This window comes from Pseudonocardia broussonetiae, from assembly GCF_013155125.1.
In the GTDB taxonomy this organism is placed as follows: Bacteria; Actinomycetota; Actinomycetes; order Mycobacteriales; family Pseudonocardiaceae; genus Pseudonocardia; species Pseudonocardia broussonetiae.
Window position 1 is genome coordinate 3,395,006 of the sequence record NZ_CP053564.1, and the last position, 25,187, is coordinate 3,420,192.

20 protein-coding genes are annotated in these 25,187 nt (G+C 76.3%); 9 read left to right on the plus strand and 11 right to left on the minus strand.

Translation table 11 applies throughout. The features are described 5' to 3' along the window. Positions 1–48 precede the first annotated feature (48 nt). The 3 genes from HOP40_RS16810 to yaaA form a co-directional block, all read right to left on the minus strand. Positions 49–990 (minus strand): serine protein kinase RIO, encoded by a 942-nt coding sequence (locus HOP40_RS16810; RefSeq protein WP_172159668.1) that lies wholly within the window; start codon positions 988–990, stop codon positions 49–51. A gap of 273 nt (positions 991–1,263) precedes the next feature. After that, positions 1,264–2,295 (minus strand): hypothetical protein, encoded by a 1,032-nt coding sequence (locus HOP40_RS16815; RefSeq protein WP_172159670.1) that lies wholly within the window; start codon positions 2,293–2,295, stop codon positions 1,264–1,266. A gap of 54 nt (positions 2,296–2,349) precedes the next feature. After that, the gene (gene yaaA / locus HOP40_RS16820) at positions 2,350–3,099 is read right to left on the minus strand and encodes a peroxide stress protein YaaA (RefSeq protein ID WP_172159672.1); all 750 of its coding nucleotides are present in this window, start codon (positions 3,097–3,099) and stop codon (positions 2,350–2,352) included. 178 nt (positions 3,100–3,277) lie between these two features. On the opposite strand from yaaA, the gene HOP40_RS16825 reads away from it, so the two are divergent. Together HOP40_RS16825 and metX are read left to right on the plus strand one after the other, a co-directional pair. Next, a complete protein-coding gene (locus tag HOP40_RS16825) occupies positions 3,278–4,591 on the plus strand; it encodes a bifunctional o-acetylhomoserine/o-acetylserine sulfhydrylase (RefSeq protein WP_240157720.1) in 1,314 nt (437 codons plus the stop codon). A gap of 7 nt (positions 4,592–4,598) precedes the next feature. Then, positions 4,599–5,741: a homoserine O-acetyltransferase MetX gene (gene metX / locus HOP40_RS16830; RefSeq protein ID WP_172159676.1), complete on the plus strand. Its 1,143-nt coding sequence runs from the start codon at positions 4,599–4,601 to the stop codon at positions 5,739–5,741. 735 nt (positions 5,742–6,476) lie between these two features. Here metX and HOP40_RS36440 read toward each other — a convergent pair. Together HOP40_RS36440 and HOP40_RS16840 are read right to left on the minus strand one after the other, a co-directional pair. Continuing rightward, positions 6,477–8,672, minus strand: a complete 2,196-nt coding sequence (locus HOP40_RS36440) for a serine/threonine-protein kinase (RefSeq protein WP_172159678.1) — start codon at positions 8,670–8,672, stop codon at positions 6,477–6,479. Between the two features lie 13 nt (positions 8,673–8,685). Further along, positions 8,686–10,770: a serine/threonine-protein kinase gene (locus HOP40_RS16840; RefSeq protein ID WP_240157797.1), complete on the minus strand. Its 2,085-nt coding sequence runs from the start codon at positions 10,768–10,770 to the stop codon at positions 8,686–8,688. Positions 10,771–10,919: 149 nt separating this feature from the next. Between HOP40_RS16840 and HOP40_RS16845 the strand changes: the two genes are divergently transcribed. Beyond that, the gene (locus HOP40_RS16845; protein ID WP_172159682.1) at positions 10,920–12,665 is read left to right on the plus strand and encodes a proline--tRNA ligase; all 1,746 of its coding nucleotides are present in this window, start codon (positions 10,920–10,922) and stop codon (positions 12,663–12,665) included. 20 nt (positions 12,666–12,685) lie between these two features. On the opposite strand, the gene HOP40_RS16850 is transcribed toward HOP40_RS16845, so the two are convergent. After that, positions 12,686–14,545: a serine/threonine-protein kinase gene (locus HOP40_RS16850; RefSeq protein WP_172159684.1), complete on the minus strand. Its 1,860-nt coding sequence runs from the start codon at positions 14,543–14,545 to the stop codon at positions 12,686–12,688. Between the two features lie 202 nt (positions 14,546–14,747). Between HOP40_RS16850 and HOP40_RS16855 the strand changes: the two genes are divergently transcribed. Both HOP40_RS16855 and HOP40_RS16860 read left to right on the plus strand, forming a co-directional pair. Further along, positions 14,748–16,100: an FHA domain-containing protein gene (locus tag HOP40_RS16855; RefSeq protein WP_172159686.1), complete on the plus strand. Its 1,353-nt coding sequence runs from the start codon at positions 14,748–14,750 to the stop codon at positions 16,098–16,100. A 6-nt stretch (positions 16,101–16,106) separates the two neighbouring features. Next, positions 16,107–16,946, plus strand: coding sequence for a protein kinase domain-containing protein (locus HOP40_RS16860; RefSeq protein WP_172159688.1), 840 nt, complete (start codon positions 16,107–16,109; stop codon positions 16,944–16,946). Here the strand turns inward: HOP40_RS16860 and HOP40_RS35485 are convergent. The 3 genes from HOP40_RS35485 to HOP40_RS16875 are packed head-to-tail and all read right to left on the minus strand — an operon-like array spanning position 16,943 to position 20,807. Continuing rightward, entirely contained in the window at positions 16,943–18,739 is a 1,797-nt protein-coding gene (locus HOP40_RS35485) for a serine/threonine-protein kinase (protein WP_205347212.1), read from the minus strand. The two genes, HOP40_RS16860 and HOP40_RS35485, sit on opposite strands and share 4 nt — an antisense overlap. Positions 18,740–18,782: 43 nt before the next feature. After that, positions 18,783–20,354: a hypothetical protein gene (locus tag HOP40_RS16870; RefSeq protein ID WP_172159690.1), complete on the minus strand. Its 1,572-nt coding sequence runs from the start codon at positions 20,352–20,354 to the stop codon at positions 18,783–18,785. 42 nt (positions 20,355–20,396) lie between these two features. After that, positions 20,397–20,807, minus strand: a complete 411-nt coding sequence (locus HOP40_RS16875) for a secondary thiamine-phosphate synthase enzyme YjbQ (protein WP_172159692.1) — start codon at positions 20,805–20,807, stop codon at positions 20,397–20,399. A 69-nt stretch (positions 20,808–20,876) separates the two neighbouring features. Between HOP40_RS16875 and HOP40_RS16880 the strand changes: the two genes are divergently transcribed. Next, a complete protein-coding gene (locus HOP40_RS16880; RefSeq protein ID WP_172159694.1) occupies positions 20,877–21,902 on the plus strand; it encodes an aminotransferase class V-fold PLP-dependent enzyme in 1,026 nt (341 codons plus the stop codon). A gap of 134 nt (positions 21,903–22,036) precedes the next feature. Here the strand turns inward: HOP40_RS16880 and HOP40_RS16885 are convergent, their stop codons facing one another. Then, complete coding sequence (locus HOP40_RS16885) at positions 22,037–22,492, minus strand: ferritin-like domain-containing protein (RefSeq protein ID WP_172159696.1); 456 nt, start codon at positions 22,490–22,492, stop codon at positions 22,037–22,039. After that, positions 22,492–22,977: a hypothetical protein gene (locus HOP40_RS36445; RefSeq protein ID WP_205347213.1), complete on the minus strand. Its 486-nt coding sequence runs from the start codon at positions 22,975–22,977 to the stop codon at positions 22,492–22,494. The genes HOP40_RS16885 and HOP40_RS36445 overlap by 1 nt, the downstream gene beginning before the upstream one ends. A gap of 189 nt (positions 22,978–23,166) precedes the next feature. Between HOP40_RS36445 and rimP the strand changes: the two genes are divergently transcribed. From rimP to HOP40_RS36450, 3 genes are read left to right on the plus strand one after another with little or no spacing between them, the layout of a single operon-like run. Then, positions 23,167–23,739 (plus strand): ribosome maturation factor RimP, encoded by a 573-nt coding sequence (gene rimP, locus HOP40_RS16895; protein ID WP_172159698.1) that lies wholly within the window; start codon positions 23,167–23,169, stop codon positions 23,737–23,739. Further along, positions 23,736–24,773, plus strand: a complete 1,038-nt coding sequence (nusA, locus tag HOP40_RS16900) for a transcription termination factor NusA (protein WP_172159701.1) — start codon at positions 23,736–23,738, stop codon at positions 24,771–24,773. Before rimP ends, nusA begins: the two co-directional genes overlap by 4 nt. After that, positions 24,770–25,183 (plus strand): YlxR family protein, encoded by a 414-nt coding sequence (locus HOP40_RS36450; protein ID WP_172168490.1) that lies wholly within the window; start codon positions 24,770–24,772, stop codon positions 25,181–25,183. Before nusA ends, HOP40_RS36450 begins: the two co-directional genes overlap by 4 nt. Positions 25,184–25,187: the final 4 nt, after the last annotated feature.

Consider the following 25,187-nt stretch of genomic DNA (forward strand, 5'->3'; position numbering starts at 1 on the left):
CGGGCCGGGCGCTCGTGATCGAGTCTAGCGGGCCGGCCCGACCACGTCTCACCACTCCGGCTGTGACGTTGCCGCACCCGCCGCCACCAGCAGCTCCGGCAGCAGCGTTCCGGGCTGCCCGACCTCCGGCGGGAGGCCCCGCGCGGTGAACCACTCGCCGATCCGCTCCACGTCCCGCGCCAGGAACTGCGGCCCCTGCGGGTTGGCGACCACGTCCACGACCTGCGGGAGGTCGATGAGCACCAGCCGCGGCGAGCGGTCGGGCCCGCGGTGGACGAGGACGTTGTAGGCGGACAGGTCGCCGTGGGTCAGCCCGCGGCGGGCCAGCCCGAGCAGGGCGTCGACGAGCTGGTGCCAGAGATCACACAGCTCGTCGCGGTCGGGACGGCACTGCGCGAGCCGCGGCGCGGCGGTGCCGTCGGCGTCGCCCACGAACTCCATGAGGAGCTCGGTCCCGGTGCACTGCACCGGGTAGGGCACGGGCACGCCGTCGGACCACAGCCGCGACAGCGCCGCGAACTCCGCGCCCGCCCACTGCCCGGCGAGCAGGTCGCGGCCGAACGCGGTGCGGTGGGACATGGCGCGCATCTCCCGGGAGCGCCGCACGCGGCGGCCCTCCAGGTAGCCCGCGTCGCGGTGGAACATGCGGTGCTCGGCCGTGCGGTAGCGCTTGACGGCCATGAGCGCGCGGCGGTCGGTGCCGGGCACCGCGCGCTCGAGCAGGCCGACGTCGGCCTCCTTGCCCGACTTCAGCGCGCCGAGCTCGGTGTCGACGGCGGCGTGGTCGGTGACGACCCAGTCCGGGCGGGGCTCGGGGCCGTGGTCGGCCCCGTCCCAGGTGGACCAGCGGTCGCCCTCGGGCGGGCCGTCGGGATCGGCGCCGCCGCGCTCGTCGAGCGCGGACAGGTCGATCCGCGCGCGGCCGCGCGGGCGGGGTTCGTCGTCGTCGAAGCGACGGCGCTTGCGGGTGGGCTCGTAGTGCTGGGACAACGGGGGTTCTCCTGGTGAGGGCGCCCCGGGGTCAGCAGGTCAGCGCGGACCGGGGGCGGAGGGGGGACGGGCTCGCGGCACGTCCGTGACAGCGATGGACACGACGCACCTCCCTCTCCTCGGCCACCACCCGGCCACCCGGCCGGTCGACGCAGACCCTCCCGCAGCCGGTCTGCCGGCCACAACCGGTTTTCCCGCGGTGGTCGGCCGGGGACTGGCGTGGAGGCGGGGCACTCGCGCGGCAAGGCCGTGGTCGAGGTCGCCCGAGGACGGTCAGCCGGCGCAGAGCGCGACGCCCTGCTCGAGGGTCCGCAGGGCGTCCTCGCGGCTGCGCCGGCCGTACCCGCAGGCGGCGGCGACGTCGACCGGGTGGCCCACGGCGCGCTCGACGGCGGCGAGCACGCCGCGCAGCTCGTCGGTGGTGCGGCCCTCGTGGAGCAGCCCGGCGACGAACCGGGTGCCCACGGGCAGGCGCAGGCCGGACAGCGGGGCGTAGAAGGAAGGGTCGAGCGAAGGCGGTTCGTCGCCCGCGGCCAGCGGGGCGTGCACGTACTCCAGCGGCCGCCCCGCGGGCCAGGCCCGCGCCACCGCGTTCGCCAGCACGACGAGCGGCGAGGCGTCGCGGGTACGGGCGAGCGCCTTGTGCGCGAGGTCGCCCAGGCACAGGTGGACGCCGAACCGCGCACCCTCGGGGGCGCGGCGGGCCAGCGCGGCCACCCCGCCGCCCGCCCACCGGGCCACGGCCCGGCGCAGCGGCCCCGGGGCCATCGCGACGAACACCTGCTCCGCGGGCACCTCCAGCTGGAACACCACCTCCGGGCCCGCCTGCTCGTGGATCCGGCCGATCTCCTGCACGGCCGCCTCGGTGAACGGGTGCCGGTGCGTGAACGGGCCGGTAGGGCCCAGGGTGAACATCGCCATGTCGAGGTCGCCGGGGATGCCGACCTGGAAGGTGAGCCCCGGACGCCCGTGCTCCGCGCGCAGCGCCTCGAACACCGGGCGCGCGGCGGCGTACGCGGCGGTGTGGCCGAAGTCGAGGTCGTCGCCGGAGAGCCGGTGCCCACGGCGGACCTTGTAGTTGAGCTGGTCGTCGTAGGCCGTCCAGCCGCCCTCGCGGCGCACGGCGAGGTCGGGGTGGTCGCGCAGGCCCTCGATGATGTGGACGATCCAGTCGCGGCGCTCGCCGGTCTCGCCGTCGGGCAGGTACGCGAGGTGCGGCCCGGCCCGCTCGAGCAGCTCGCGCATCGCCTCCTCGGCGGTCGGCGCCGGGTAGCTCCCGATGACGTGGATCCGGCGTCCGCTCATCGCGTGATCGTCCGGCCCCGGATCGGGCCGGTCAAGCCGCCGGGAGCGGGGTCGTCAGGCCGGGACGACCACGTGCAGCACGGCCGGTCCCGGGCGCTCCACCCGCATCCCGGCGCGCCGGGCGAGCGCGGCCACCGCGCCGGCGTCGGACGGCTCGGCCCGGGTGCCGGCGAGCAGGCGGGCGAGGCGGCCCTTGTGAGCCTTGTTGAAGTGGCTGATGACCGTGCGGGTGCCGTCGGGGCGCTCGGCGAGGACGTCGACGTCCACCGCGCCGGGCACGCGGGCCAATGCGGCGTAGGAGCCCGAGCGGAGGTCGACGACGAGCTCGCCGTCGGCGATCGCGCGCAGCACCGGTTCGAGCAGCGGCCGCCACGCCGCGGCCAGCGTGCCGCGCCCGGGCAGGGCGGAGCCCGCGGAGAGGCGGTAGGCCGGGATTGGGTCGTCGGCGCGGACCAGGCCGAACAGCGCGGACCCGACGGCGAGCCGCTCGCGCGCCCGGGCCGCCGCGGTGCCGCGCAGGCTGCGGACGTCGAGCGCGTCGTAGAGGACGCCGGTGTAGCGCAGCAGCGCGGGGGTCGTGGGGGAGGCGCGCAGCGCCGCGTTGCGGGCGATCTCGGCGTCCTGCTTCGGTGACAGGCCCAGCGCGGCGCGCGCCGCCGGGACGTCGGCGGACAGGGCCACGACCTCGTCGACGAGCGCCGACCGCAGCGGGCCGAGCTCGGGGTGGCGCAGCGCGTCGAGCCGCAGGGGCGGGCCGTCACCGCCGTCGATCTTGGTCTCCGAGGGCGGGAGCAGCACGAGCACACCCGAACGGTAACGACGGGCGCTGTTGTGGCCCGATGACGGGGCGGTTACGGTCGCGGCGTGATCCGCCTCGTGACCCGCCGGCATGTGGACTACATGCGCGTCACGAGTGCCGCCTGTCGCCGCGCCTGACGCGTCCCCGCCGCTCACCTCGCACGTCCACTCCAGGGAGAACTCTGTGTCCGACACGCCCGATCCGACGGCCAACTGGTCGTTCGAGACCAAGCAGGTCCACGCCGGCGCCACCTCCGACCCGGCCACCGGCGCCCGCGCCACCCCGATCTACCAGACGACGTCGTACACGTTCCGCGACACCGAGCACGCCGCCGCGCTGTTCGGCCTCGCCGAGATGGGCAACATCTACACGCGGATCATGAACCCGACGCAGGACGTGCTGGAGCAGCGCGTCGCCGCGCTCGAGGGCGGCATCGGCGCGGTGGCGTTCGCGTCCGGCCAGGCCGCGCAGACCCTCGCGATCCTCAACATCGCCGAGGCGGGCGACCACTTCGTCTCCAGCGCCTCGCTCTACGGCGGCACGTACAACCTGTTCCACTACACGCTGCCCAAGCTCGGCATCGAGGTCTCGTTCGTCGACGACCCCGACGACGCCGAGGCGTGGAAGGCCGCCGTCCGCCCGAACACCAAGCTGTTCTACGCCGAGACGCTGGGCAACCCGCGCGGCAACGTGCTCGACGTGCGGCTCGTCGCCGACATCGCGCACGAGGTCGGGGTGCCGCTGCTCGTCGACAACACCGTGCCGACGCCCTACCTGCTCCGCCCGCTCGAGCACGGCGCCGACATCGTCATCCACTCGGCCACCAAGTTCCTCGGCGGCCACGGCACGTCGATCGGCGGCGTCGTCGTCGACTCCGGGAACTTCTCCTGGGGCGACCACGCCGACCGCTTCCCCGGGCTCACCACCCCGGACCCGAGCTACCACGGCCTGAACTACTGGGACGCGCTCGGCCCGGTGTCGTACCTGATCAAGCTGCGCGTGCAGCTGCTGCGCGACCTCGGCCCGGCCATCGCGCCGCAGAACAGCTTCCTGCTCATCCAGGGCATCGAGACGCTGTCGCTGCGCATGGAGCGCCACGTGCAGAACGCGCAGGCGCTCGCGGAGTGGCTGGAGGGGCGCGACGAGGTGGAGACCGTCCACTACGCGGGCCTCCCGAGCAGCCCGTGGCACGCGCTGCAGCAGAAGTACCTGCCCAAGGGCGGCGGCGCGATCGTCGCGTTCGAGCTGCGCGGCGGCGTCGAGGCGGGCAAGAAGTTCGTCGACGCCCTCGAGCTGTTCAGCCACCTCGCCAACATCGGCGACGTGCGCAGCCTCGTCATCCACCCGGCGAGCACCACGCACTCGCAGCTGTCGGGCGACGAGCAGGCGAGCACCGGCGTCACGCCGGGCCTGGTGCGGCTGTCCGTCGGCCTCGAGGGCATCGAGGACCTGAAGGCCGACCTCGACGCGGGCTTCCGGGCGTCCAAGGGCGCATGATCGACGGGTGACGACCACACTCGACTCCCCTCCCGCCACGGGTGCGTGGCGGGAGGGGGACGACCCCGGCGGGCGGCTCTGGACCCCGCCCGCCCCGCTCCGCGTCGAGTCCGGCGCGGAGCTCCCCGGAGTGCGCCTGGCGTACGAGACGTGGGGGGAGCTGAACGCCGACGCGTCGAACGCGGTGCTGGTGCTGCACGCCCTCACCGGCGACAGCCACGTCACCGGCCCCGCCGGGCCCGGGCACCCGACGGCGGGCTGGTGGGACACCCTCGTCGGCCCCGGCCGCGCGCTCGACCCGCAGCGCTGGTTCGTGGTGGCCCCCAACGTGATCGGCGGCTGCCAGGGCAGCACCGGCCCGTCGTCGACGGCGCCGGACGGGAAGCCGTGGGGGAGCCGGTTCCCGGTCGTCACCCCGCGCGACGCGGTCGCGGCGGAGACGGTGCTGGCCGACGAGCTCGGCGTGGCGCGGTGGGCGTGCGTCGTCGGCGGGTCGATGGGCGCGATGCGGGCGCTCGAGTGGGCCGCCACCGAGCCCGACCGCGTCGCCCGGCTGTGCCTGCTCGCCGGCCCCGCGGCCACCTCCGCCGACCAGATCGGCTGGGCCTCGCCCCAGATCGCGGCGATCCGCGCCGACCCGGGCTGGCACGGCGGCGACTACCACCACGCGGCGCCCGGCCAGGGCCCGCACCTGGGCCTCGGGGTCGCCCGGCGGATCGCGCACCTGAGCTACCGCAGCGGCTTCGAGCTGGCCGAGCGGTTCGGGCGCGACGCCCAGGCCGACGAGGACCCGTGGCACGGCGGGCGCTACGCGGTGGAGAGCTACCTCGACCACCACGCGGCCAAGCTGGTCCGCCGCTTCGACGCCGGCTCCTACGTGCGGCTGACCGAGATGATGAACGCGCACGACGTGGGGCGCGACCGGGGCGGGGTCGCGGCCGGTCTGGCCCGGGTGACGGCCCGGACGATCGTCGGGGGCATCAGCTCCGACCGGCTCTACCCGCCCGCGCAGCAGGAGGAGCTGGCCGAGGGCATCCCCGGCTCGGGCCCGGCCCGGATCATCGAGTCGCCCTACGGGCACGACGGCTTCCTGATCGAGGCCGATGCGGTGGGGGCGCTGGTGGGGGAGCTGCTGGAGGCGGGGGAGTAGCGGCTGGCGCCGCCCGTGAGTGGGAACGAGTGCTATAGCCCTGGTTTGCACTCACGAGGGGGCGCTGGTCTCGGGAGCCGGGCCGGGGGCGTTCGTGGTGTTCCGCGGAATGCGGCTGTGTCGGGTTCCGCGGAGCGCGTCGGTTGCCGCTGAACACGGCGTGAGCGGCGCGCACGCCACGTCAGGTTGTGTTCGGAGCCGGGGAGGTGCGGTCACTGGAGCTGTGATCATCGCAACCGTGCCGACAGGGTCCTCCGGCCGGCCGGCCGGCCGCCACGTCACGCTCCGGTCGGTGGCTCCGCGGGACGTTCGGCGTTCCTCGTTCGCGTTCCGCGGAACGCGGGGTCGGGTGTTCCGCGGGTTCGGCTGTTCCTCGGAACGCCGGTCGGGTGGTGTCTGCGGGACGCGGGATCGCCGCCGGTTGCTCGCACTCGCGACGTGATCGCCGCGCGTCGCACAGCACGGTCGTGCCGGGAACCGTGAGGTGCGGTCGGGAGCGATCACCGGCGCGGTGATCGCCAGGACCGCACCGTCACGGTCGTCCAGGCGGCCGCCCCGTCACACTCCCGGTCGGTGTTCCGCGGAACGCGGGGATGCGGTGTTCCGCGGAACGCGGTGGGTGCGCGGTGTTCCGCGGAACGCGGTGGGTGCGGGGTGTTCCGCGGAACGCGGTGGGTGCGGGGTGTTCCGCGAAAGGCGGTGGGTGCGGGGTGTTCCGCGGAACGCGGGTGCGGGTCAGCGGGCTCCGAGCAGGGCCACGGCGACCGTGGCCAGGATCAGCAGCAGGGACAGCAGGCCGAGCAGGATCGCCCAGCGCCGCTCGGCCCGGCGGTCCCGGGCGACGGGGCGGGTCGGTGGTTCGGTGACCGGGGTCCGGGTGGTCGGGGCGTCGGGGGAGGCCTCGGGGGTCGGGACGGGGACCGGGACCGGGACGGGGACCGGGACCGGCAGTCCCGAGGAACCGATGACGAGCGTGCGGGGCCGGCCGGTCTGCCCCGGTTGGCCGGTGGGAGTGGTCGGGGGCTCGGTGCCCGTGTCGTGTCGGGTGGTCGCGGCCTCCGCACCTGGTCCGGGCGGCTTCGGGGCTGCGGCCGGCGTCGGGGCCGACGCGCCCCGGGCGCGCGGGGACGGTCGGGCCGGGGCGTCGTCGTCCGGTTCGGCGGACGCCGTGCTCGCGCTGTCCGTATGACCGGTGGCCGCGGCAGGGCCAGGGGTCCGGGCGGTCGGTGGCTGTCCGTCGGTGGAGGCGGGAGCGGCCTTCGTGAGGACCGGCGTTCCGTCCACCGTCGGCCCGGCCAGGCTGGAGTCAGTGGACGAGGCTCCGGCGGGTGACGGATCGGCCGGCGCCGGATCGGCGGGCGTCGCCTCGGTGGCGGAGTCGGGGGCGGAGTCGGTGGCCGCGCGGTCGGTCGCGGCCGATGTGGCCGAGGTGGGTTCGACCGGGGTCGGATCCGTGGCAGAGGCGCCGGTGCGCGTCGGTTCGGCGGCGATCACGTCAGCGGGGCCCGACCCGCCGGAGCCCGACGTCGCGCGGGTCTCCTCGGGGCGGGCACTCCCGTCCGAGGTGCCGGCGGACGAGGTGCCGGCGGACGAGGTGCCGGCGGACGAGGTGCCGGCGGAGGAGGTGCCGGTGGGGGAGGTGCCGGTGGGGGAGGTGCCGCCGGAGGGGAGGGCGTCGGATGTCGGCTCGGCGAGGGTGTGGTCGGCCGCAGTGGGCCCGGCGGACGCCGCGGCGGCGGGCGCGGAATCGGCGGCGGAGGGCTCGGCGGCCGAGGAGGCAGAGGAGGAGGCAGAGGAGGAGGCAGAGGAGGAGGAGGCTGAGGCGGCAGAGGGATCGGCGGGCGCCGGCGCGACGGAGGTGGGGGCCTCGCGCGACGGGGATCCGGCCACCGGGGCGGGTGGGGACGCGGCCGCCGTCGACCCGGACCGGGACGTCGCCGGATCCGGTGCACCGGTGGGGGGCGGCGAGACCGTGGTGGCGTCCGACGGCGCGACGACCGGAGGAGGGACGGCGGCCGTCGCCAGCGTCGGGGCGTCGACGAGGGTGCCGCCGTCGAGCGAAGCATCGACAGGAGGGACGACGACGGGCGGGGGAGGGGCGTCCAGCGCCGCCCCGAGCTCGTCGCTGAACTGCTGGGCGGTGGCGGGCCGGTCGCCCGGGTCCTTGGACAGCACCCGGGCCAGCACGGCGTCGATCGCGGGCGTCAGCTCCGGCCGCACCGACGACGCCGGCTGCGGGACCTCGCGGGCGTGCGCGAGCAGCACCGCCACTTCGTGGTCGCGCTCGAACGGCAGGTGCCCGGTGAGGCAGCGGTAGACGAGCACCCCGAGTGCGTAGACGTCGGTGCGGCGGTCGAGGGGACGGCCGCTGATCTGCTCGGGGGCGATGAAGTCGGCGGAGCCCAGGACCTGGCCGGTGGCGGTGAGCGGGGGGCCGTCGGTGCGCTTGGTGATGCCGAAGTCGCTGAGGTAGAAGTGGTCGCGGCCGCGGCGGTCGGTGCTGGCGAGGACGTTGGCGGGCTTGATGTCGCGGTGCACCAGCCCGGCGTCGTGAGCGACCTCCAGCGCGCCCGCCACCTGCGCCACCAGCGTCCGGACGCGTTCGTGCGGCAGGGTCGCGCCGGGCGGGAGGAGGCTGCGCAGGTCGCGGTTCTCGACGTAGCGCATCACCAGGTAGAGCAGCCCGTCGGCCTCCCCGGCGTCGTAGACGGGGACGATGTGCGGGTGGTCCAGCTCGGCGACGATCTGCGCCTCGCGCGCGAACCGGGCCCGGAACGTCCCGGCGTCGGCCAGCTCGGGGTCGAGAACCTTGAGCGCGACCTGCCGGTTGAGGTGCAGGTGCTGGGCGAGGTAGACGGTGCTCATGCCGCCGCGCCCGATGGTGCGGACGATCCGGTACCCGGCGATCTGCGTCGGATCGGTGCCTGGCATCTGCGGGCGGCTCCTACGTGGCGGCGGTGTCCAGCACCATGATCTGCCCCGTGTTCAGCAGCGAGACGTAGGCGCGACTGCCGTCGGGCAGCACGGTGACGCTCGACGGGCCGTCCACGGCGGGGATCTGGGCGGTGACCGCGAGCGTAGCGGCGTTGACCACCGTGACGACGTCGCTCTCGATGTCGGTCGTGTAGAAGAACCGCCCGTCGGGGGAGTAGGCGATGTCCTGCGGCGACTGCCCGACCGGCACGGTCCCGACGACGGTGTTCGACGCCGTGTCGATCACCGAGACCTCGTCGCTGTCGTAATTGACGACCACGACGCGCGAGCCGTCCGGCGAGACCGTGGTGCTGTGCGGCGAGGTCCCGACCGGGATCTCGGTGATGATCCGCCCCGTGTCGGGCTCGATCACGGACACGACGTTGGACTCGTGGTTGGCGGTGTAGAACGTCGTGCCGTCGCGGCCGAACGCCACCCAGTGGGGGTTGCGCGCGACCGGGATCTCGCGGGCGACGGTGTCGGTGGCGAGGTCGATGACGTCGACGCGGCCGTCGTCGTGGCTGGGCACGAACAGCAGCGACCCGTCGGGGTTCGTCGACGACGCGAACGGCCGCTTCCCGACCGGCACCGTCGCGGTGATCTCGTTGGTGGCGGTGTCGAGCACCGACACGAAGTTCTCGGTGAACTCGTCGTTGTAGACGCTGATGTAGGCCTCGGAGCCGTCCGGGGAGAACGACACGAACCGCGGCGGCCCCGCCGGCACCGGGATGGAGGCGACGATGCCGTTGATCGTCGTGTCGAACACCGTGACGACGCCGGCGTTGCGGTTGCAGATGTAGAGCGTGCGGCCGTTCGGGGTGACGTGGGCGTAGCCGGGGGTGTCGCCGGCCGGGAACGTGCCCGCCACCGTGGGGATCGCGACGGCGGGCAGGATCTCCAGCGGCGCGGTCTCGACGACCGGCCCGCCCGTGGTCGTCGTCGGTGCGGCGGCTGCCGTCTGCCCCGTCCCGAACGTGCGGACGACGGTGAGCACCAGCGCGGCGAGCGAGAGCACCACGAGCACGCTCATCGCGATGAGCAGCGGGCTGCGCCGCGACGCGGGGGCGGCGGGCGCGGGAGCGGGGAGCTGCTCCGACGAGCGGTGCCGGCCGTCGGCGGAGGCGAGCCCCAGCGAGGCGACCGGCAGCATCCGCACCGGCTCCACCGGGCGCGGCGGCGGGGCGGTCGGGACGCGGACGGTGGGGCGGGCGTCGCCGAGGTCGTGGGTGGCCGTCAGGCCGGAGACGGCCGCGCGGGCCGCCGCGGCGAAGGCGCCCGCGGAGTCGTAGCGGTCGGCGGGGTCCTTGGCCATCCCCTTCGCGACGACGGCGTCGAGCCCGGGCGGCACCGCCGTGCTGACCGCGCTCGGCACGGGCGCGTCGGTGAACAGGTGCGCGTACATCAGCGCGGGCAGGTCCTCGCCGGCGAACGGGCGCCGCGCCGTGAGGCACTCGTAGAGCAGGCAGGCCAGCGAGTAGACGTCGGCGCGGGAGTCGACCGGCTGGTTGGTGAACCGCTCGGGCGCCATGTAGTCGAGCGTGCCGACGGTGGCGCCGGTCATCGTCAGCGAGGTCCGGGCGGTGCCGATGGAGCGGGCGATCCCGAAGTCGACGACGTAGACGAAGTCGCTCGCGGTGACCAGCACGTTCGACGGCTTCACGTCGCGGTGCACCAGCCCGTCGGCGTGCGCGGCGTCGAGCGCCTCGGCGATCTGCCCGATCAGGTGCACCGCGCGCTGCGGGGCCAGCGCGCCGTCCTGGGACAGCATGACGCCGATGTCGCGGCCGTCGACCAGGCGCATGTCGATGTAGAGGCGGCCGTCGATCTCGCCGAAGTCGTGGATGGGGATGACGTGCGGCTCGCGCAGCCGGGCGGCGACGTAGGACTCGCGCTCGAAGCGGCGGGTGTACTCGCCGTCGCCGGTGAAGACCTCGGGCAGCAGCTTGAGCGCGACCTGCCGGTCGCGGCGGGTGTCGTGCGCGCGGAAGACCTCGCCCATGCCGCCCGTGCCGAGCAGGTCCTGGAGCTCGTAGGGGCCGAACTGCCGCGGGATCATCACGTCGCCACCTTCGAGGCCGTCCCTGTGCCTGCTGTGCTCGTCGCGCGGCCGGTGCCACACGTTACGACCCGGCGCCCCGACCGTCGAGGGTCCGCGCGGGAGAACCGCCGCGACCGGGCCCCGGGGGCGTCGCTAGTCTTCTCCGGGTGCTGACCAGGATGTCGTCGTTGTTCCTCCGGACCCTGCGGGACGACCCGGCCGACGCGGAGGTGCCGAGCCACAAGCTGCTCGTCCGCGCCGGCTACGTCCGCCGCGTCGCCCCGGGGATCTACACCTGGCTGCCGCTGGGCCTGAAGGTGCTGCGCGCGGTCGAGCAGATCGTCCGCGAGGAGATGGACGCCATCGGCGCCCAGGAGATCCAGCTGCCCGCGCTGCTGCCCCGCGAGCCCTACGAGGCCACCGGCCGGTGGACCGAGTACGGCCCGAACCTGTTCCGGCTCAAGGATCGCAAGGGCGGCGACTACCTGCTCGGCCCCACGCACGAGGAGCTGTTCACCCAGGTCGTCAAGGGCGAGTACGCGTCCTACAAGGACTACCCGGTCGTGCTCTACCAGATCCAGAACAAGTACCGCGACGAGGCGCGCCCCCGCGCGGGCATCCTGCGCGGCCGCGAGTTCCTCATGAAGGACTCCTACTCCTTCGACCTCACCGACGAGGGGCTCTCGGAGTCCTACGCCGCGCACCGCGCCGCCTACGTGAAGATCTTCGAGCGGCTCGGCCTCGAGTACGTCGTCGTCGCGGCCACATCGGGCGCGATGGGCGGCTCCGCCTCGGAGGAGTTCCTGGCCGTCGCGCCGACCGGCGAGGACACCTTCGTCCAGAGCCCCGGCGGCTACGCGGCCAACGTCGAGGCCGTCACGACGACGGCACCCCCGGCGATCCCGCTCGACGGGCTGCCCGAGGCGCAGGCGCACCACACGCCGAACACCCCGACCATCGAGACGCTGGTGGCGTTCCTCAACGGCGCCGGCCTGGGGCGCACCTTCACCGCGGCCGACACCCTGAAGAACGTGCTGCTCAAGACGCGCGCCCCGGGTGCGACGGAGTGGACGCTGCTCGGCGTCGGCGTCCCCGGCGACCGCGAGGTCGACATGAAGCGCCTGGAGGCCGCGCTCGAGCCCGCCGAGGTGGCGCTGCTCGACGAGGCCGACTTCGCGAAGAACGCGTTCCTCGTCAAGGGCTACATCGGCCCGGTGTCGCTGGCCGCCAACGGCGTGCGCTACCTCGTCGACCCCCGCGTGGTCACCGGCTCGGCCTGGGTGACCGGCGCCGACAAGCCCGACCACCACGTCGTCGACCTCGTGGCCGGCCGCGACTTCACCCCCGACGGCACGATCGAGGCCGCCGACGTCCGCGAGGGCGACCCGGCCCCCGACGGCTCCGGCCCCCTCTCCACGGCCCGCGGCATCGAGATCGGCCACGTGTTCCAACTCGGCCGCAAGTACGCCGACGCCTTCGCGCTCGACGCGCTGGGTCCGGACTCGAGGCCCGTCCGGATCACGATGGGCTCCTACGGCATCGGCGTCTCGCGGCTCGTCGCGGTGATCGCGGAGCAGAACCACGACGACTCGGGCCTGCTCTGGCCGGCCGCCGTGACGCCCTACGACGTGCACGTCGTGGTCGCCGGCAAGAACGAGGAGATCACGACGGGCGGTGCCGCCCTGGCCGCCGAGCTCGAGGCCGCGGGCCTGCGCGTCCTGCTCGACGACCGCAAGGCCTCGCCCGGCGTCAAGTTCGCCGACGCGGAGCTCATCGGCGTGCCGACGATCGTCGTGGCGGGCCGCGGGCTGGCCACCGGCGTGATCGAGGTCAAGGACCGGCGCAGCGGCGAGCGGGTCGAGGTCGCCCTGGCCGACGCGGTCGCCCACCTGACGGGGCGGGCGACCGGCTGAGGCCCGGCGGCCGGTGCCGTTCACCGGTCGGCGACGAAGTCGACCGAGTTCCACCAGGTGTAGAGGGCGCCGGCGTTGCCGGACGACTCGGCGACGTACCCGATCGCCAGGGCGGCCTCGTCGGTCCAGAACAGGTAGGACGTGCCGGTGTCGGTCTCGGTGAAGCAGGCGACCTGCCCGCCGAGGCCGCCGTTCTGCCGCGAGTAGACGGCCCGGACCGACGCCGGCTCGGCGCACTCCTCGATCGAGCCCGTCGTGCCCGGGATCTCCTCGACGTCGGCGAGGCTGGTGAACGTCGTGTTCATGTCGTCGATCGAGGCGTAGCGGGCGAACGTGGCGCTCGTGGGCCCGGTGCCGGTCGAGGGCGGGCCCGGGCAGACGACGAACGCCGTGGCGCCGTCGAGGGTGTCGGGGTTGCAGGTCGACACCCCGTAGCCGGCGGGCAGCTCGGCGAGCAGCAGGTCGGTCTCGGGCGTCGACGGGGCGGTCGTCGGGGTGACGGTGGTGGTCGGGGGCACCGTGGTGGTGGTCGGCGCCGCGACCGTCGTGGGCGGGGTGGACCCGCCGCCGCCGCTGCCCGACGTCACGAACCAGACGATCCCTCCGCCGATCAGCGCCAGCACCGTGACCACGGCGATCGCGATGAGCGCGGTGCGGTCCTTCTTCGGCGGCTGCTGCCCGGCGTAGGAGCCGCCGCCGCCCCAGCCGGGCGGCTGCTGGCCGTAGCCCGGCCCGTAGGCGCCCTGCTGGCCGCCCTGCCCGTAGCCCGGCTGCTGGCCGTACGCGGTCTGCTGGCCGTAGGCGGTCTGCTGCCCGTACGCCGGCTGCTGGCCGTAGCCCGGCTGCTGGCCCCACGCCTGCTCCGCGCCGTAGGCGGGCTGCGCCGCGCCCCAGGGGTCCGAGGGGTTCTGCGGGTTGGACGGGTTCGACGGGTAGGCCGGCGGCATGACGGCCGTGGCCGGCTTGCGCAGGTCGGGCGTCGACGAGCCGCCGAACGCGACGGTGGCGCCCGAGGTGCTCGGGTCGGTGGCCCAGCCCCCGATCTCGGCGCGGGCCGCCGCGGCCAGCGCGCCCGCGCTCGACGGGCGCTGCGCCGGGTCCTTGGCCATGCCCTGGGCGACGACCTGGTCCAGCCCCGTCGGCAGGTCCGGGCGCGAGGTGCTCGGCCGCGGCGGAGGGGCGTTGAGGTGGGCGTTCATCAGCGTCGCCATGTCGCCCTCGAACGGCGGGCGGCCGGTGAGCGCCTGGTGCAGCACGCACGCCAGGGCGTAGACGTCGGCCCGGGGGTCGCCCTCGACGCCCGCGAACCGCTCCGGCGCGATGTAGGCGAGCGAGCCGGGCATCGTGCCCGCGCGGGTGAGCGCCGGGTCCTCGCCGACGCCCTCCTGGGCGCGCGCGATGCCGAAGTCGAACAGGTAGGCGAAGACCTCGCGGTCGACGGTGGGCCCGTGCACGCCCGCGAGCAGCACGTTGGACGGCTTGACGTCGCGGTGCACCAGCCCCTCGGCGTGCGCGGCGTCCAGCGCGGCGGCGACCTGCGAGATCACCGACACGGCCGCGACCGGCGGCATCGGGCCGTAGCTCTTGAGCCACGTCGCCAGGTCCATGCCCTCGACCAGGCGCATGTCCAGGTACAGCCGGCCGTCGATCTCGCCGAAGCGGTGGATCGGGACGATGTGCGGCTCGCGCAGGCGCGCCGCCGAGCGGCACTCGCGGCGGAACCGCTCCTGGTACTCCTGGTCCTCGGCCAGGTGCGGCGGGAGGACCTTGAGGGCGACCGTGCGGTCGGTGTCGGAGTCGTGGGCGCGGTAGACCTCACCCATGCCGCCGCGACCGAGGAGCTCCTCGATCCGGTACGGCCCGAACGTCGAATCCAGCACGCCGATCTCCCCACCTCTGCCGGTCCGTCTCCGCGACCTTAGACCCGACCCATCGTGGATCTTGTCGTCGCCGACGGCACGGGTGCTACCACTCCGGTGCACCGAATGGGTAACACCCGATGCCGGGACCGGTCCCGGGAACGGCAGGATGTGATCCCCCGGCGGGAGCCGGCAGGGACAGACGATGCGGGGTGGTCGGGACGTGGACGGCGGTGCGCCGCGCGCGGTGGTGCTCCCCGGTGACGGGGTGGTCGCGCGCTTCCCCGGGATCCTCTGCGTCGCCCGCTGCCCCGACCCGGCCCCGCTCGCGCGGCTGCTGGACCTGTGCCGGGAGGTCGCGGGGGCCGAGCCCGGGCGCCCGCTGGCCCGCCGGCTCGCCTCGTGGCTCGGCGGCCCCGACGCCCCGCCCGACGCCCTGGTCTTCGGCACCGTCTGCGCCGCCGGGGAGGCCACCGCGGTGTTCCTGACCGGGCCGGTCGGCGCGCGGGTGGGCGGGGCGGTGCTGTCCGGCGCCGACGCGGCCGCCTGGACCGACCGGCTCGTCGCCCCCGGCCCCGTCCGGCTCGCCCTCGACGGCCCGGCGGCGCCGCCCGCGCCGCTGGCCGGCCTGCACGACCTGCGTGAGGGGGTCGTCGGGGGTGGGGGGATCGAGCTCGTCGGGGCGCCGACCGTCGCGCCGCCCGTGTCCGCTCCGGCGGCGGCCGCCACCGCCCCGCCGGGCAGCATCAACGCCCAGCCGACGCTGGTCGGGATGGAGACCGGGCGCGCCGCCGGCACCGCACCCGCCCCGCCGGAGGCCGCGCCCGCGGCGGCGGTGGCGCTCGGGAAGCCCGGGCCGGCCCCGGCCCCGCCCCCGGTCGTCCCCGGCACCGGGCAGCTGCCCGCCGTCGGGGAGCGCCCCGGTGCAGGGCAGCCCCCCGCCCCCGGCCCGCGGACCCCGCCCCGTCGCTCCGACGCCATCCACGGCGTGCCGCCCGACGGTCCGCCGCGCCCGCCGCTGGAGGCCGGCGACCCCGGAGGCACCGGCACCCGCTCGGCGTCGGGCGGGCCGTCGGCGGCCACCCCGACCGGTCCGGGCCCGGGCGAGGCCCGCGGTCACCTGTGCTCCAACGGCCACCTCAACGACCCCCGCTCGCGGGCGTGCGTCCTGTGCGGGGTCCGGATGAACGAGCGCACCGGCGTCCTCGTCATCGGCACGCGCCCGCCGCTGGGCCTGCTGGTGTTCGACGACGGCGCCGCGTACACCGTCGACGGCGGGTACCTCGCCGGCCGCATGCCCGAGTCCGACGAGCGGGTCCGGTCCGGGGAGCTGCGCTCGATCGTCGTCGAGGACCGGTCGGGGGCGGTGTCGCGCGTGCACGCCGAGGTGCGCGTCGAGGACTGGGACGTCGTGCTGCTCGACGCCGGGTCCCGCAACGGCACGTTCCTCGCCGCTCCCGGGGACCCGTCCTGGTCGCAGCTCCCGCCCGGGCAGGCGCGGCGGCTGCTGCCGGGCACGCGCGTGCGCCTGGGCGGGCGCACCTTCACGTTCGAGTCGACGTCCGGGGCGAGCTGAGACGACGTGGACGCTGTGCTGACGGCCGCCTCCGCGGTGGCCGACTACGAGATCGTGCGCCTGCTCGGCGAGGGCGACCACGGCCGCTGCTACCTCGCCCACCCGCCCGCGCGGCTCGGGGTGGACCGGCCGGTCGTGCTCAAGGTGTTCGCCGACGCGGTGGGGGAGCAGGCCTACGAGCGGGGCGTGCAGGAGCTGCGGGCCTACGCCGCCGTCGGGTCGCCGCACCTGGTGCGGGTGCACGAGGCGGTGCTGGGCCACGGATTCGTCCACGTGAGCGAGCACCTGCCGCTCGGCTCGCTCGCCGCGCCCGTCCGCACCCCGGACCGGGTCGCGACGCTGCTCGCCCTGGAGCACGCGGCCCGCGCCGCGCACGCCCTGCACCAGGCCGGGATCGCGCACGGGGCCATCACGCCGGCCAACGTGCTGCTCGACGGCGGCCCCGATCCCGACCCCGACGGGCCGCCGCGCGGCGGACGGCTCGCCGAGCCGAACCTGGCCCGCCACCTCACCCCGGGCACCACGCTCACCGGCATGGGCCGGGCGGGGTCCGTCGAGTTCACCGACCCCGCCCTGCTCGCCGGGGCGCGGCCGTCGCGGCGCACCGAGGTGTGGGCGCTGGGCGCCACGATCCACCGCGCGCTGGCCGGCACCGGCCTGTACGGCGAGCTGCCCGCCTCGCGGCCGATCTCCTCGATCCGGATCGTGCTGACCGCCCGCCCGGAGATCGACCCGGGGCTCGACCCGGAGGACGCGGCGCTGGTCCGCGCCTGCCTGACGCCGGGCACCGGCCGCCCGGCCACGGCCGAGCAGGTCGCCGACCGCCTCGCCGCGCTCGCGTCCTAGAGGAACCCGCCCAGCGACCACCAGTCGTAGAGCACGGCGGTGTCGCCGTCGGCGCGGACGACGATCGCGCGGGCCCGGTTGCGGGGGTCGGTCCAGTCGATCGTGGCGCCGACCGACGGCTCGGACCAGCAGGTCAGCGCACCGTTCTCGGCGTTGCGGGTCCAACCGCCGGTGGCGGCGGTGCCGGTGCGGCAGCCGGTGATGTCGCCGCTGGTGAGGCCGCGGGCGGTGGCGTCGGCGGAGTGGGTGGAGGTCAGCGCGCCGGCGTCGCGGTAGCGCAGGAACGTCGCCGTGTCCGGGCCGTTGGCCGGCCCGCCGGTGCAGGTCAGCGCCGCGTCGACGACGGCGTCCTCGCGCTCCGGCGCGGGCGCGCAGTTCGCCGCGGAGAACCCGATCGGCAGCACGGCGAGCAGCGACTGCTGCGGCGCGGTCAGCTCGACGGCCGGGGGCGCGGTCCGGGTCGGGCGCAGCAGGAGCACCGCGACCACGACGGCCACCGCCGCGAGCACCGCCCCGGCGACGACGAGCGCGGGGCCCCGGCGCGCGGCCGGCGGGTCGTGGTGCAGGCGCGCCGTGGCGCCGCGCGGAGGGCCGATGCCCGCGGGGACGGTGCGGCCCTCGGGCGGGTTCCAGGCGGGCGCGGGGCGACCCGGCCCGGTGAGCGGGCGGGGCGTGGCCGGGCGGGGCGGCGGGGGCGGCGCCGGCCGGGGGCCGCGGCGGCGGGCCTGCTCCAGCAGGGCCGCGCGGTCCAGCAGCATGGCGTGGTCGGAGACCAGCGGCCCGGGGGCGGGGACCTCGGGAGAGGCGGGGACCTCGGGAGCGGCGGGGACCTCGGGGACGACCGTGTCGTCGCCCGGGGCGACGCCGCGGTCGGCGGGCGCCGGCTCGGCGGGCTCCCGGCGGGGCGGCGCGGCCCGGGGCGGGTCGGGGCGCAGGACCCCGGCCGGCAGCGTCACCGACCCGTCGAGCGCCTTGCGCGCCGCCGCGGCCAGCGCGCCCGCGGTGGGGAAGCGCTGCGCGGGGTCCTTGGCCATGCCGCGCGCGACGACGTCGTCGATCGTCGCCGGCGCCGCGATCCGGTGCTGCGACGGCTTCGGCGGCGGCGTCCGCAGGTGCCCCCGCATGAGCGCGGGCAGGCCCTGCACCGGGAACGGCTTCTCCCCGGTCAGGCACTCGTACAGGACGCAGGCCAGGGCGTAGACGTCGGCGCGGCCGTCGACGGGCTGCTCCAGGAACCGCTCCGGGGCCATGTAGTCGAGCGTGCCGACGGCGGTGCCCGCGCGCGTGATCCCGGCGCCGGTGGTGTCGCCGGTCAGGGAGCGGGCGATGCCGAAGTCGACGAGGTAGGCGAAGTCGTGGCCGTCGTCGTTGGCGGCGAGCAGGACGTTCGACGGCTTCACGTCCCGGTGCACCAGCCCCGACCGGTGCGCGCTGTCGAGCGCCCGCGCCACCTGCGACACCAGCGCCACGGTGCGGGCGGGGGACAGGCGCCCGGTGCGCCCGAGCACCTCGGAGAGGTCCTCGCCCTCGACCAGGCGCATGTCGAGGTAGAGCCGGCCGTCGATCTCGCCCCAGTTGTGGATCGGGATGACGTGCGGGTCGGTGAGCCGGGCCGTCACCCGCGACTCCCGCAGGAACCGGCGCCGGTACTCCTCGTCCTCGCCGATGTCGGCGTGCAGGAGCTTGAGCGCGACGGTGCGGTCCTGGGCGACGTGGTAGGCGCGGTGGACCTCGCCCATGCCGCCGCTGCCGAGCAGCCCCTCGAGCCGGTACGGCCCGAACACCTCCGCCACGACCCTCCCGCTCCCCTCGCCCGCGCCGAGTATGCCGGGCGGGTCAGACCGACGGCAGGCGCGCGCTCGCCAGCACCGCCTCCAGCGTCGACCGGTCGGGCACCGGCGGCGCCGTCGAGGGTCCGCCGGTGGTGTCGCCGTTGACGACGAGCACGGCCGTGCCGGGTGCGCCGTCGGGTCCGGTCGTGGGCACCGCGAGGATCAGCACGGTGCCCTCGGTGGCCAGGCAGCCGTCGTCGGTGGGGGTGCGGGAGGTCGCCTCGACGAGCTGGCCCGGCACGCCGTCGACCTCGAACGGCCGCGCGTCGGAGACCTGCACGTCCGGTGACGCCCCCGCGGCCGAGACGTAGAACGACGAGCCGGTCTCCCGCGCGAACGCCGAGGCCACGGCGGCCGCGGGGCGCTCGCCGGGCACGAAGGCGCTCGCGACGACCCCGCGGTAGTACTGGTTGCCGTCGCACTCGTAGCCGGGAGCGTCGGCGCGGCCCTCCAGCGGGGCGCCGAGCACGGAGCCGGCGTCGGCCGAGTCGAGCCAGTCCGGGGGCACGCTGTAGGACAGGGTCGCGGTCGTGATCGGGCGGAAGTCGGCGGGGACGACGGTGCCGGTGGTGCGGGTGAGCAGCAGGTAGCCGCCGACGCCGAGCGCGGCGAGCAGCAGGACGCCGACGACGACCAGCGCGACCAGGCGTCCGCGGCGGCGCCGGGGGCCGGGGTGGGGTGCGCCGGGGTACGGGGCTCCCGGGTACCGGCCTGCCGCGTACTGGCCACCCGTGTACGGGCCTCCCGCGTACTGGGCGGCCGAGTACTGGGTCCCCGGGTACGGGGCGGCCGCGTACTGGGTGCCCGGGTACTGGGCGCCCTGGTACTGGCTCGCGGGGTACGGCGAGCCGGGGTAGGGGGAGCCGGGGTACGGGGCGCCGGGGTGGGGCGCGCCCTGCTGGGGCCACCCCTGCTGCGGCCATCCCTGCTGGGCCACTTCCGGCTGAGTGCCGGTCGGGGGCGGCCAACCGGGCTGCGGGCCGGTCCACGGCCCGCCGACCTGCGTGGGGGGTCCGGCCGTGCCCTGCTGGCCCGGCGCCCAGGCCTGCTGCGACGGGTCCGGGCCCGGCGTCCACGCCGGCTGCGCGGCCGTCAGCGGGCCGGTGGGTCCGGGCGCGCCCCACGGCGCCTGCCCGCTCCCCGGCTGCCCGCTCCCCGCCTGCCCGCTCCACGGCTGTGCGGCGGGGTCGGGCGGGGGCCAGGACGGCGGCGCGGCCGGGTGCGTCCACCCCATGCGCGTCTCGGGCGCCTCGGGAACGGGCTTCGCCCACGGGTCCGCCGGGGGACGTCCCCAGCCGCCGACCTTCGTCGCGTCGGTGGGCCCGGCGGGGGGCGGCCAGCTCGCGGCGGGCGGCGGGGGTTCGGCGGGCGGCGGGTCTGCGGGCGGCAGGTCTGCGGGCGGCGGGTCGGCGGGCGCCGCGTCGGCGGGTGGCTGCGCGGCGGCCGCCTGCCCGGGCGCGGGCCACGGCGGGTCCTGCGGCGGCGCGGCGAACGACGTGACGCTCGGGTCCGGTTCCGGGCGCTCGCGCGCCGCGTCCGGACCGTCGTCCGGCGAGCCCCCCTGCGGCGTCCCCACGGGCGCGACTCTAGGACACCGCGGCCGCCCCGACCGGGCCGGTCACCCGGCCAGGAACGACAGCCGCACCGAGCGGACGGGGTTGTCGCCGTTGGTGTCCACGAGGCAGACCGACTGCCACGTGCCCAGCGCCGGACGCCCGCCGAGCACCGGCACCGTCATCGACGGGGCGACGATCCCGGGCAGCACGTGGTCGCGCCCGTGCCCGGCGCTGCCGTGCCGGTGGCGCCACCGGTCGTCGGCGGGGAGCAGGTCGCGCAGGGCGGCGAGCAGGTCGGTGTCGCTGCCCGCGCCCGTCTCGATCACCGCGAGGCCCGCCGTCGCGTGCGGCACCCAGACGTGCAGCAGTCCGTCGCCGCCGTCGCCCGCGGACAGGAAGGCGTCGATCTCCGCGGTCAGGTCGACGACGGTCTCGCGGGTGCCGGTACGGACCTCGATCAGCTCGCTGCGCATGCCACCAGGTTCCCAGCCTCGCCAGGTTCCCAGCATCGTCAGGTTCACGGCCTCACTAGGTTCTCAGTTGTGAACCCCGCATCCCCGCGCGACGCCTTCGGACTCCGGTTCGACGTCCCCGACGGCTACCTCAACACCGCCAGCATCGGCGTCCCGCCCGCGCAGGCGGCCGACGCCGTCGCCGACGCGGTGCAGGGGTGGCGCTCCGGCACGGGCCGGCCCACCGACTTCGACGCCCCCGTCGCCACCGCCCGCGCCGCCTGGGCGCGGCTGGTGGGGGTGCCGGTCGAGCGGGTCGCGGTCGGGGCGACGGTGTCCGGGCTCGTGTCGCTGCTCGCCGCCGCGCTGCCGCCCCGCTCGCGGGTGCTCGTCGCGGAGGGGGAGTTCACGAGCGTGACGTGGCCGTTCGCGGCGCGCGGGCACGAGCTCACCGAGGTGCCGCTCGACGAGGTCGGCGCGCGGGCCGCGGAGTTCGACGCCGTCGCCGTTTCCGTGGTGCAGTCCGCCGACGGCGCGATCGTCGACCTCGACGCCCTGCGCGCCGCCCGCGCCTCCGGCACCCGGGTCGTCCTGGACGCCACGCAGGCCACCGGCTGGTTCGACGCCGACCTCGGCTGGGCCGACGCCGTCACCGGCGGCGCCTACAAGTGGCTGCTCAGCCCGCGCGGGGCGGCCTGGCTCGCGGTGCACCCGGACTGGGAGGTGCCGGCCGAGCAGGCCGGCTGGTTCGCGGGCGCCCGGGTCTGGGACAGCGTCTACGGCCTGCCGCTGCGCCTGGCCGCCGACGCCCGGGCGCTCGACACCTCCCCGGCCTGGCTCTGCCACGTCGGCGCCGCCGTCGCGCTGCCCCTGCTCGCGGATCTCGACCGCGCCGCCGTCCGGGCCCACTGCACCGGCCTCGCCGACGCCCTGCGCACCGGCCTCGGCCTGGAGCCCGCCGGGTCGGCGATCGTGGCGGTCCGCGCCCCGGGCGCCCAGGAGAAGCTCGACGCGGCCGGGGTCGTCGGCGCCGCCCGGGCCGGCGCCGCCCGCCTGTCCTTCCACCTCTACAACACCCGGGCCGACGTCGACCGCGCGCTGGAGGCCCTCACCTGACCGGGCCCTCGTCGGCCCCCGCCCCGACTCGCGCGCAGCCACACCCCGACTCGCGCGCAGCCACACCCCGACTCGCGCGCAGCCACACCCCGACTCGCGCGCCCTCACACCCCGACTCGCGCGGGGAAGGGGCGTCAGAGACCGGGGAAGAGGGGGATGGCGGGCGGGCTGCCGACCACCACCCGCCACCGGGCGCACCGCAGGGTGCCCTGGGTCATCGCGTCGAGGGCCGCCTGGCGCAGCGGGCGGTCCGTGGTGCGCTCGATCACCGACCGCCATGCGGCGAGCGCGTCGGTCTCCGCGACGACCGCCAGCGCCGCGGCCGACGCGGCGTCGACGACCGGCTGCGGCACGGCGTACGCCGGCTGCGCCGACACCGCCCGCGCCCCGATCTGCGACAGCGTCGTCTCGACCGCCGCCCGCAGCGTGCGGTGGGCCTCGGCGTCCTCGCGGGCCTGCGCCCGGTTCTGCGGCCCGAGGAACGCGACCGCCAGGCCGTAGCACCACAGCGCCGCGTGCTCGGCGGCCAGCGCCCCCTGCAGGGCGTCGGTGGACTCCTCGTCGAGCACGCTCGACCGTCGCGGCTCCATCAGCCCAGCACCGCCGCGTAGGTCCCGCAGCAGGCAGAGATCGAGGCCACGAGCCCGACGCGCTCGGCCGGCAGCGAGAGCACGGCCTCCGCGGCCGCCCGCGCCGACGCCGTGACGGCGGCGCGCAGGGCGGGCAGGTCGGCGACGGCGGGGGCAGCGGGCGGGGGAGCGGCGGGGGCGGCGGGCGCGGTGTCGCCTGCCAGGCGGGCGATCTCGGCGTCGAGGCGGGCCGCGTGCGCGGTGCGGGCGTCGACCAGGGGGTTCACGCGCTCGGCCAGGTCGGGGTCGGCGGCGACCAGGGCGGCGGCCAGTGCGGCGTCGGAGCGGGCGGCGCCGGCGAGCCCGATCAGCGGGTCGGGGCCGTCGTCGCGGACCGCGGCGCACCCGGAGAGCAGGCCGGGGGACAGGGCGACCGGAGCCAGCGCGAGCGCGGCGAGCACCCGGCGGCGCGGGACGGCGTCGACCCGCACGAGCCCTCCTGGCACGACCCCTCCTCGACGCCCGCCACCGGTCCTCGGCCGGGCGGGCGCCCATCCTGCCAGGCCGCCCGGGGCGTCCCGCCGCCGGAGCGCTGGCGGCCGTGGGGTTGCGGGCGGCGCGCTACCCTTGCGGGCCCGTCCGGCCGTGCCGACGGACCCCGCCCCGGGCGGGACACTCGACGATCAGGAGAGCGCATGTCCACCCACCGCCCCGCGCAGGAGGGCAGCCCGCTGCACGGCGTGCTGGAGCCCGTCGTGCGCGCCGCGGGGTTCGAGCTCGACGAGCTCGACGTGCACACCGTGGGCAGGCGGCACACCGTGCGCCTCGTGGTGGACGCCGACTCCGGGGTGGGCCTGGACGACATCGCGCGGGTCTCCCGGGCGGCGTCGGCCGAGCTCGAGGAGCACGAGGACCTGATCGCCGGGTCCTACACCCTCGAGGTCACCTCGCCCGGCGTCGACCGGCCGCTCACCCTGCCCCGGCACTGGCGCCGCGCCCACCTGCGGCAGGCGCTCGTCCGCACCACCGACGGCCGCACCCTGACGGTGCGCGTCGGGGACGCCGGCGACGAGTCGGTCACCGTGCTCGTCGACGGCGCGCTGCGCGAGCTGCGCTACGCCGACGTGGCGCACGCGGCCGTGCAGGTCGAGTTCCGCAAGCCGCCCGCCGCGGAGATCACGAAGCTCGGCGGACCCGCCCCCGGAGCGGACCACGACGCGGACCACGACACAGAAACAACTGAAGACGACGAAGAGGACCTGGCATGAACGTCGACATCGCCGCCCTGCGCGCCATCGAGCGCGACAAGGACATCCCGTTCGAGACGGTGATCGAGGCCATCGAGACCGCACTGCTCACCGCGTACAAGCACACCGACGGCCACGAGCCGCACGCCCGCATCGACATCGACCGCAAGTCCGGCCTGGTCCGCGTGATGGCGCAGGAGCTGGGCGAGGGCGGCGCCGTCGACCGCGAGTGGGACGACACCCCCGAGGGCTTCGGCCGGATCGCGGCCACCACCGCGCGGCAGGTCATCCTGCAGCGCCTGCGCGACGCCGAGCACGAGCGCACCTACGGCGAGTTCGCCACCAAGGAGGGCGAGATCGTCTCGGGCATCGTCTCGCGCGACGCCCGCGCCAACGCCCGCGGCGTCGTCATCGTCTCCCTGGGCGGGCAGACCGAGGGCGTGCTGCCCGCGGCCGAGCAGGTGCCGGGGGAGACCTACCAGCACGGCGAGCGCATCCGCTGCTACGTCGTCGGCGTGACGCGCGGGATGCGCGGCACGCAGATCACCCTGAGCCGCACGCACCCCAACCTCGTGCGCAAGCTGTTCGCGTTCGAGGTGCCCGAGCTCGTCGACGGCACGGTGGAGATCGTCGCCGTGGCCCGCGAGGCCGGGCACCGCTCCAAGATCGCGGTCCGCTCGACCGTGCCCGGCGTCAACCCCAAGGGCAGCTGCATCGGCCCGATGGGGCAGCGCGTCCGCGGCGTGATGAGCGAGCTGGCCGGCGAGAAGATCGACATCATCGACTGGGACCCGGACCCCGCCACGTTCGTCGGCAACGCGCTGTCCCCGTCGAAGGTGGTGTCGGTCACGGTGATCGACGCCGCCACGCGCTCGGCGCGCGTGGTCGTGCCGGACTTCCAGCTCTCCCTCGCCATCGGCAAGGAGGGGCAGAACGCGCGGCTCGCGGCCCGTCTCACCGGCTGGCGGATCGACATCCGCAGCGACGCCGACCCCCGCGGCGCGGGCGACGCGCCGGCCCGCCCGGCGGGCTCGGAGTCGGAGTCGGTCGGCTGAGCGGCTCCCGCCGTGGCGACCACCCGCCGGGTGGTGGGCTACACTCAGCAACGGCCCACGACCCGGGCCCGGTCGCCGCACGGCGCGCCCCGGAGAACTCTCCGGTCCGCACCTGCGTCGGGTGCCGGACGCGGTCGCAGGCCGACGATCTGCTGCGGGTCGTCGCGGAGCACGGGGCCCTGGTCCCGGACCCGCGACGACGGTTCCCCGGCCGAGGTGCCTGGCTGCACCCCGATCCGGAGTGCCTCCACCGTGCCGAGCGGCGCTCGGCGTTCCCGCGGGCGCTCCGCGTCCCGGGACCGCTGGACACCACCGCGGTCCGGGCGCATCTAGCCGGCGCCGGAGCAGTCACCGGGGCCCGGGACACACCCGGGTCCGTCATCGAGGAGAGCAAGGTCGACCCGTCATGAGCCA

Excerpts from the sequence above, each read along its gene's own strand:
- HOP40_RS16815 (WP_172159670.1), bottom strand. The coding sequence starts at position 2,295 with ATGAGCGGACGCCGGATCCACGTCATCGGGAGCTACCCGGCGCCGACC.
- HOP40_RS36440 (WP_172159678.1), bottom strand. The coding sequence starts at position 8,672 with ATGCCAGGCACCGATCCGACGCAGATCGCCGGGTACCGGATCGTCCGC.
- HOP40_RS16840 (WP_240157797.1), bottom strand. The coding sequence starts at position 10,770 with ATGATCCCGCGGCAGTTCGGCCCCTACGAGCTCCAGGACCTGCTCGGC.
- HOP40_RS16875 (WP_172159692.1), bottom strand. The coding sequence starts at position 20,807 with ATGCGCAGCGAGCTGATCGAGGTCCGTACCGGCACCCGCGAGACCGTC.
- HOP40_RS16885 (WP_172159696.1), bottom strand. The coding sequence starts at position 22,492 with ATGGAGCCGCGACGGTCGAGCGTGCTCGACGAGGAGTCCACCGACGCC.
- rimP (WP_172159698.1), top strand. The coding sequence starts at position 23,167 with ATGTCCACCCACCGCCCCGCGCAGGAGGGCAGCCCGCTGCACGGCGTG.
- nusA (WP_172159701.1), top strand. The coding sequence starts at position 23,736 with ATGAACGTCGACATCGCCGCCCTGCGCGCCATCGAGCGCGACAAGGAC.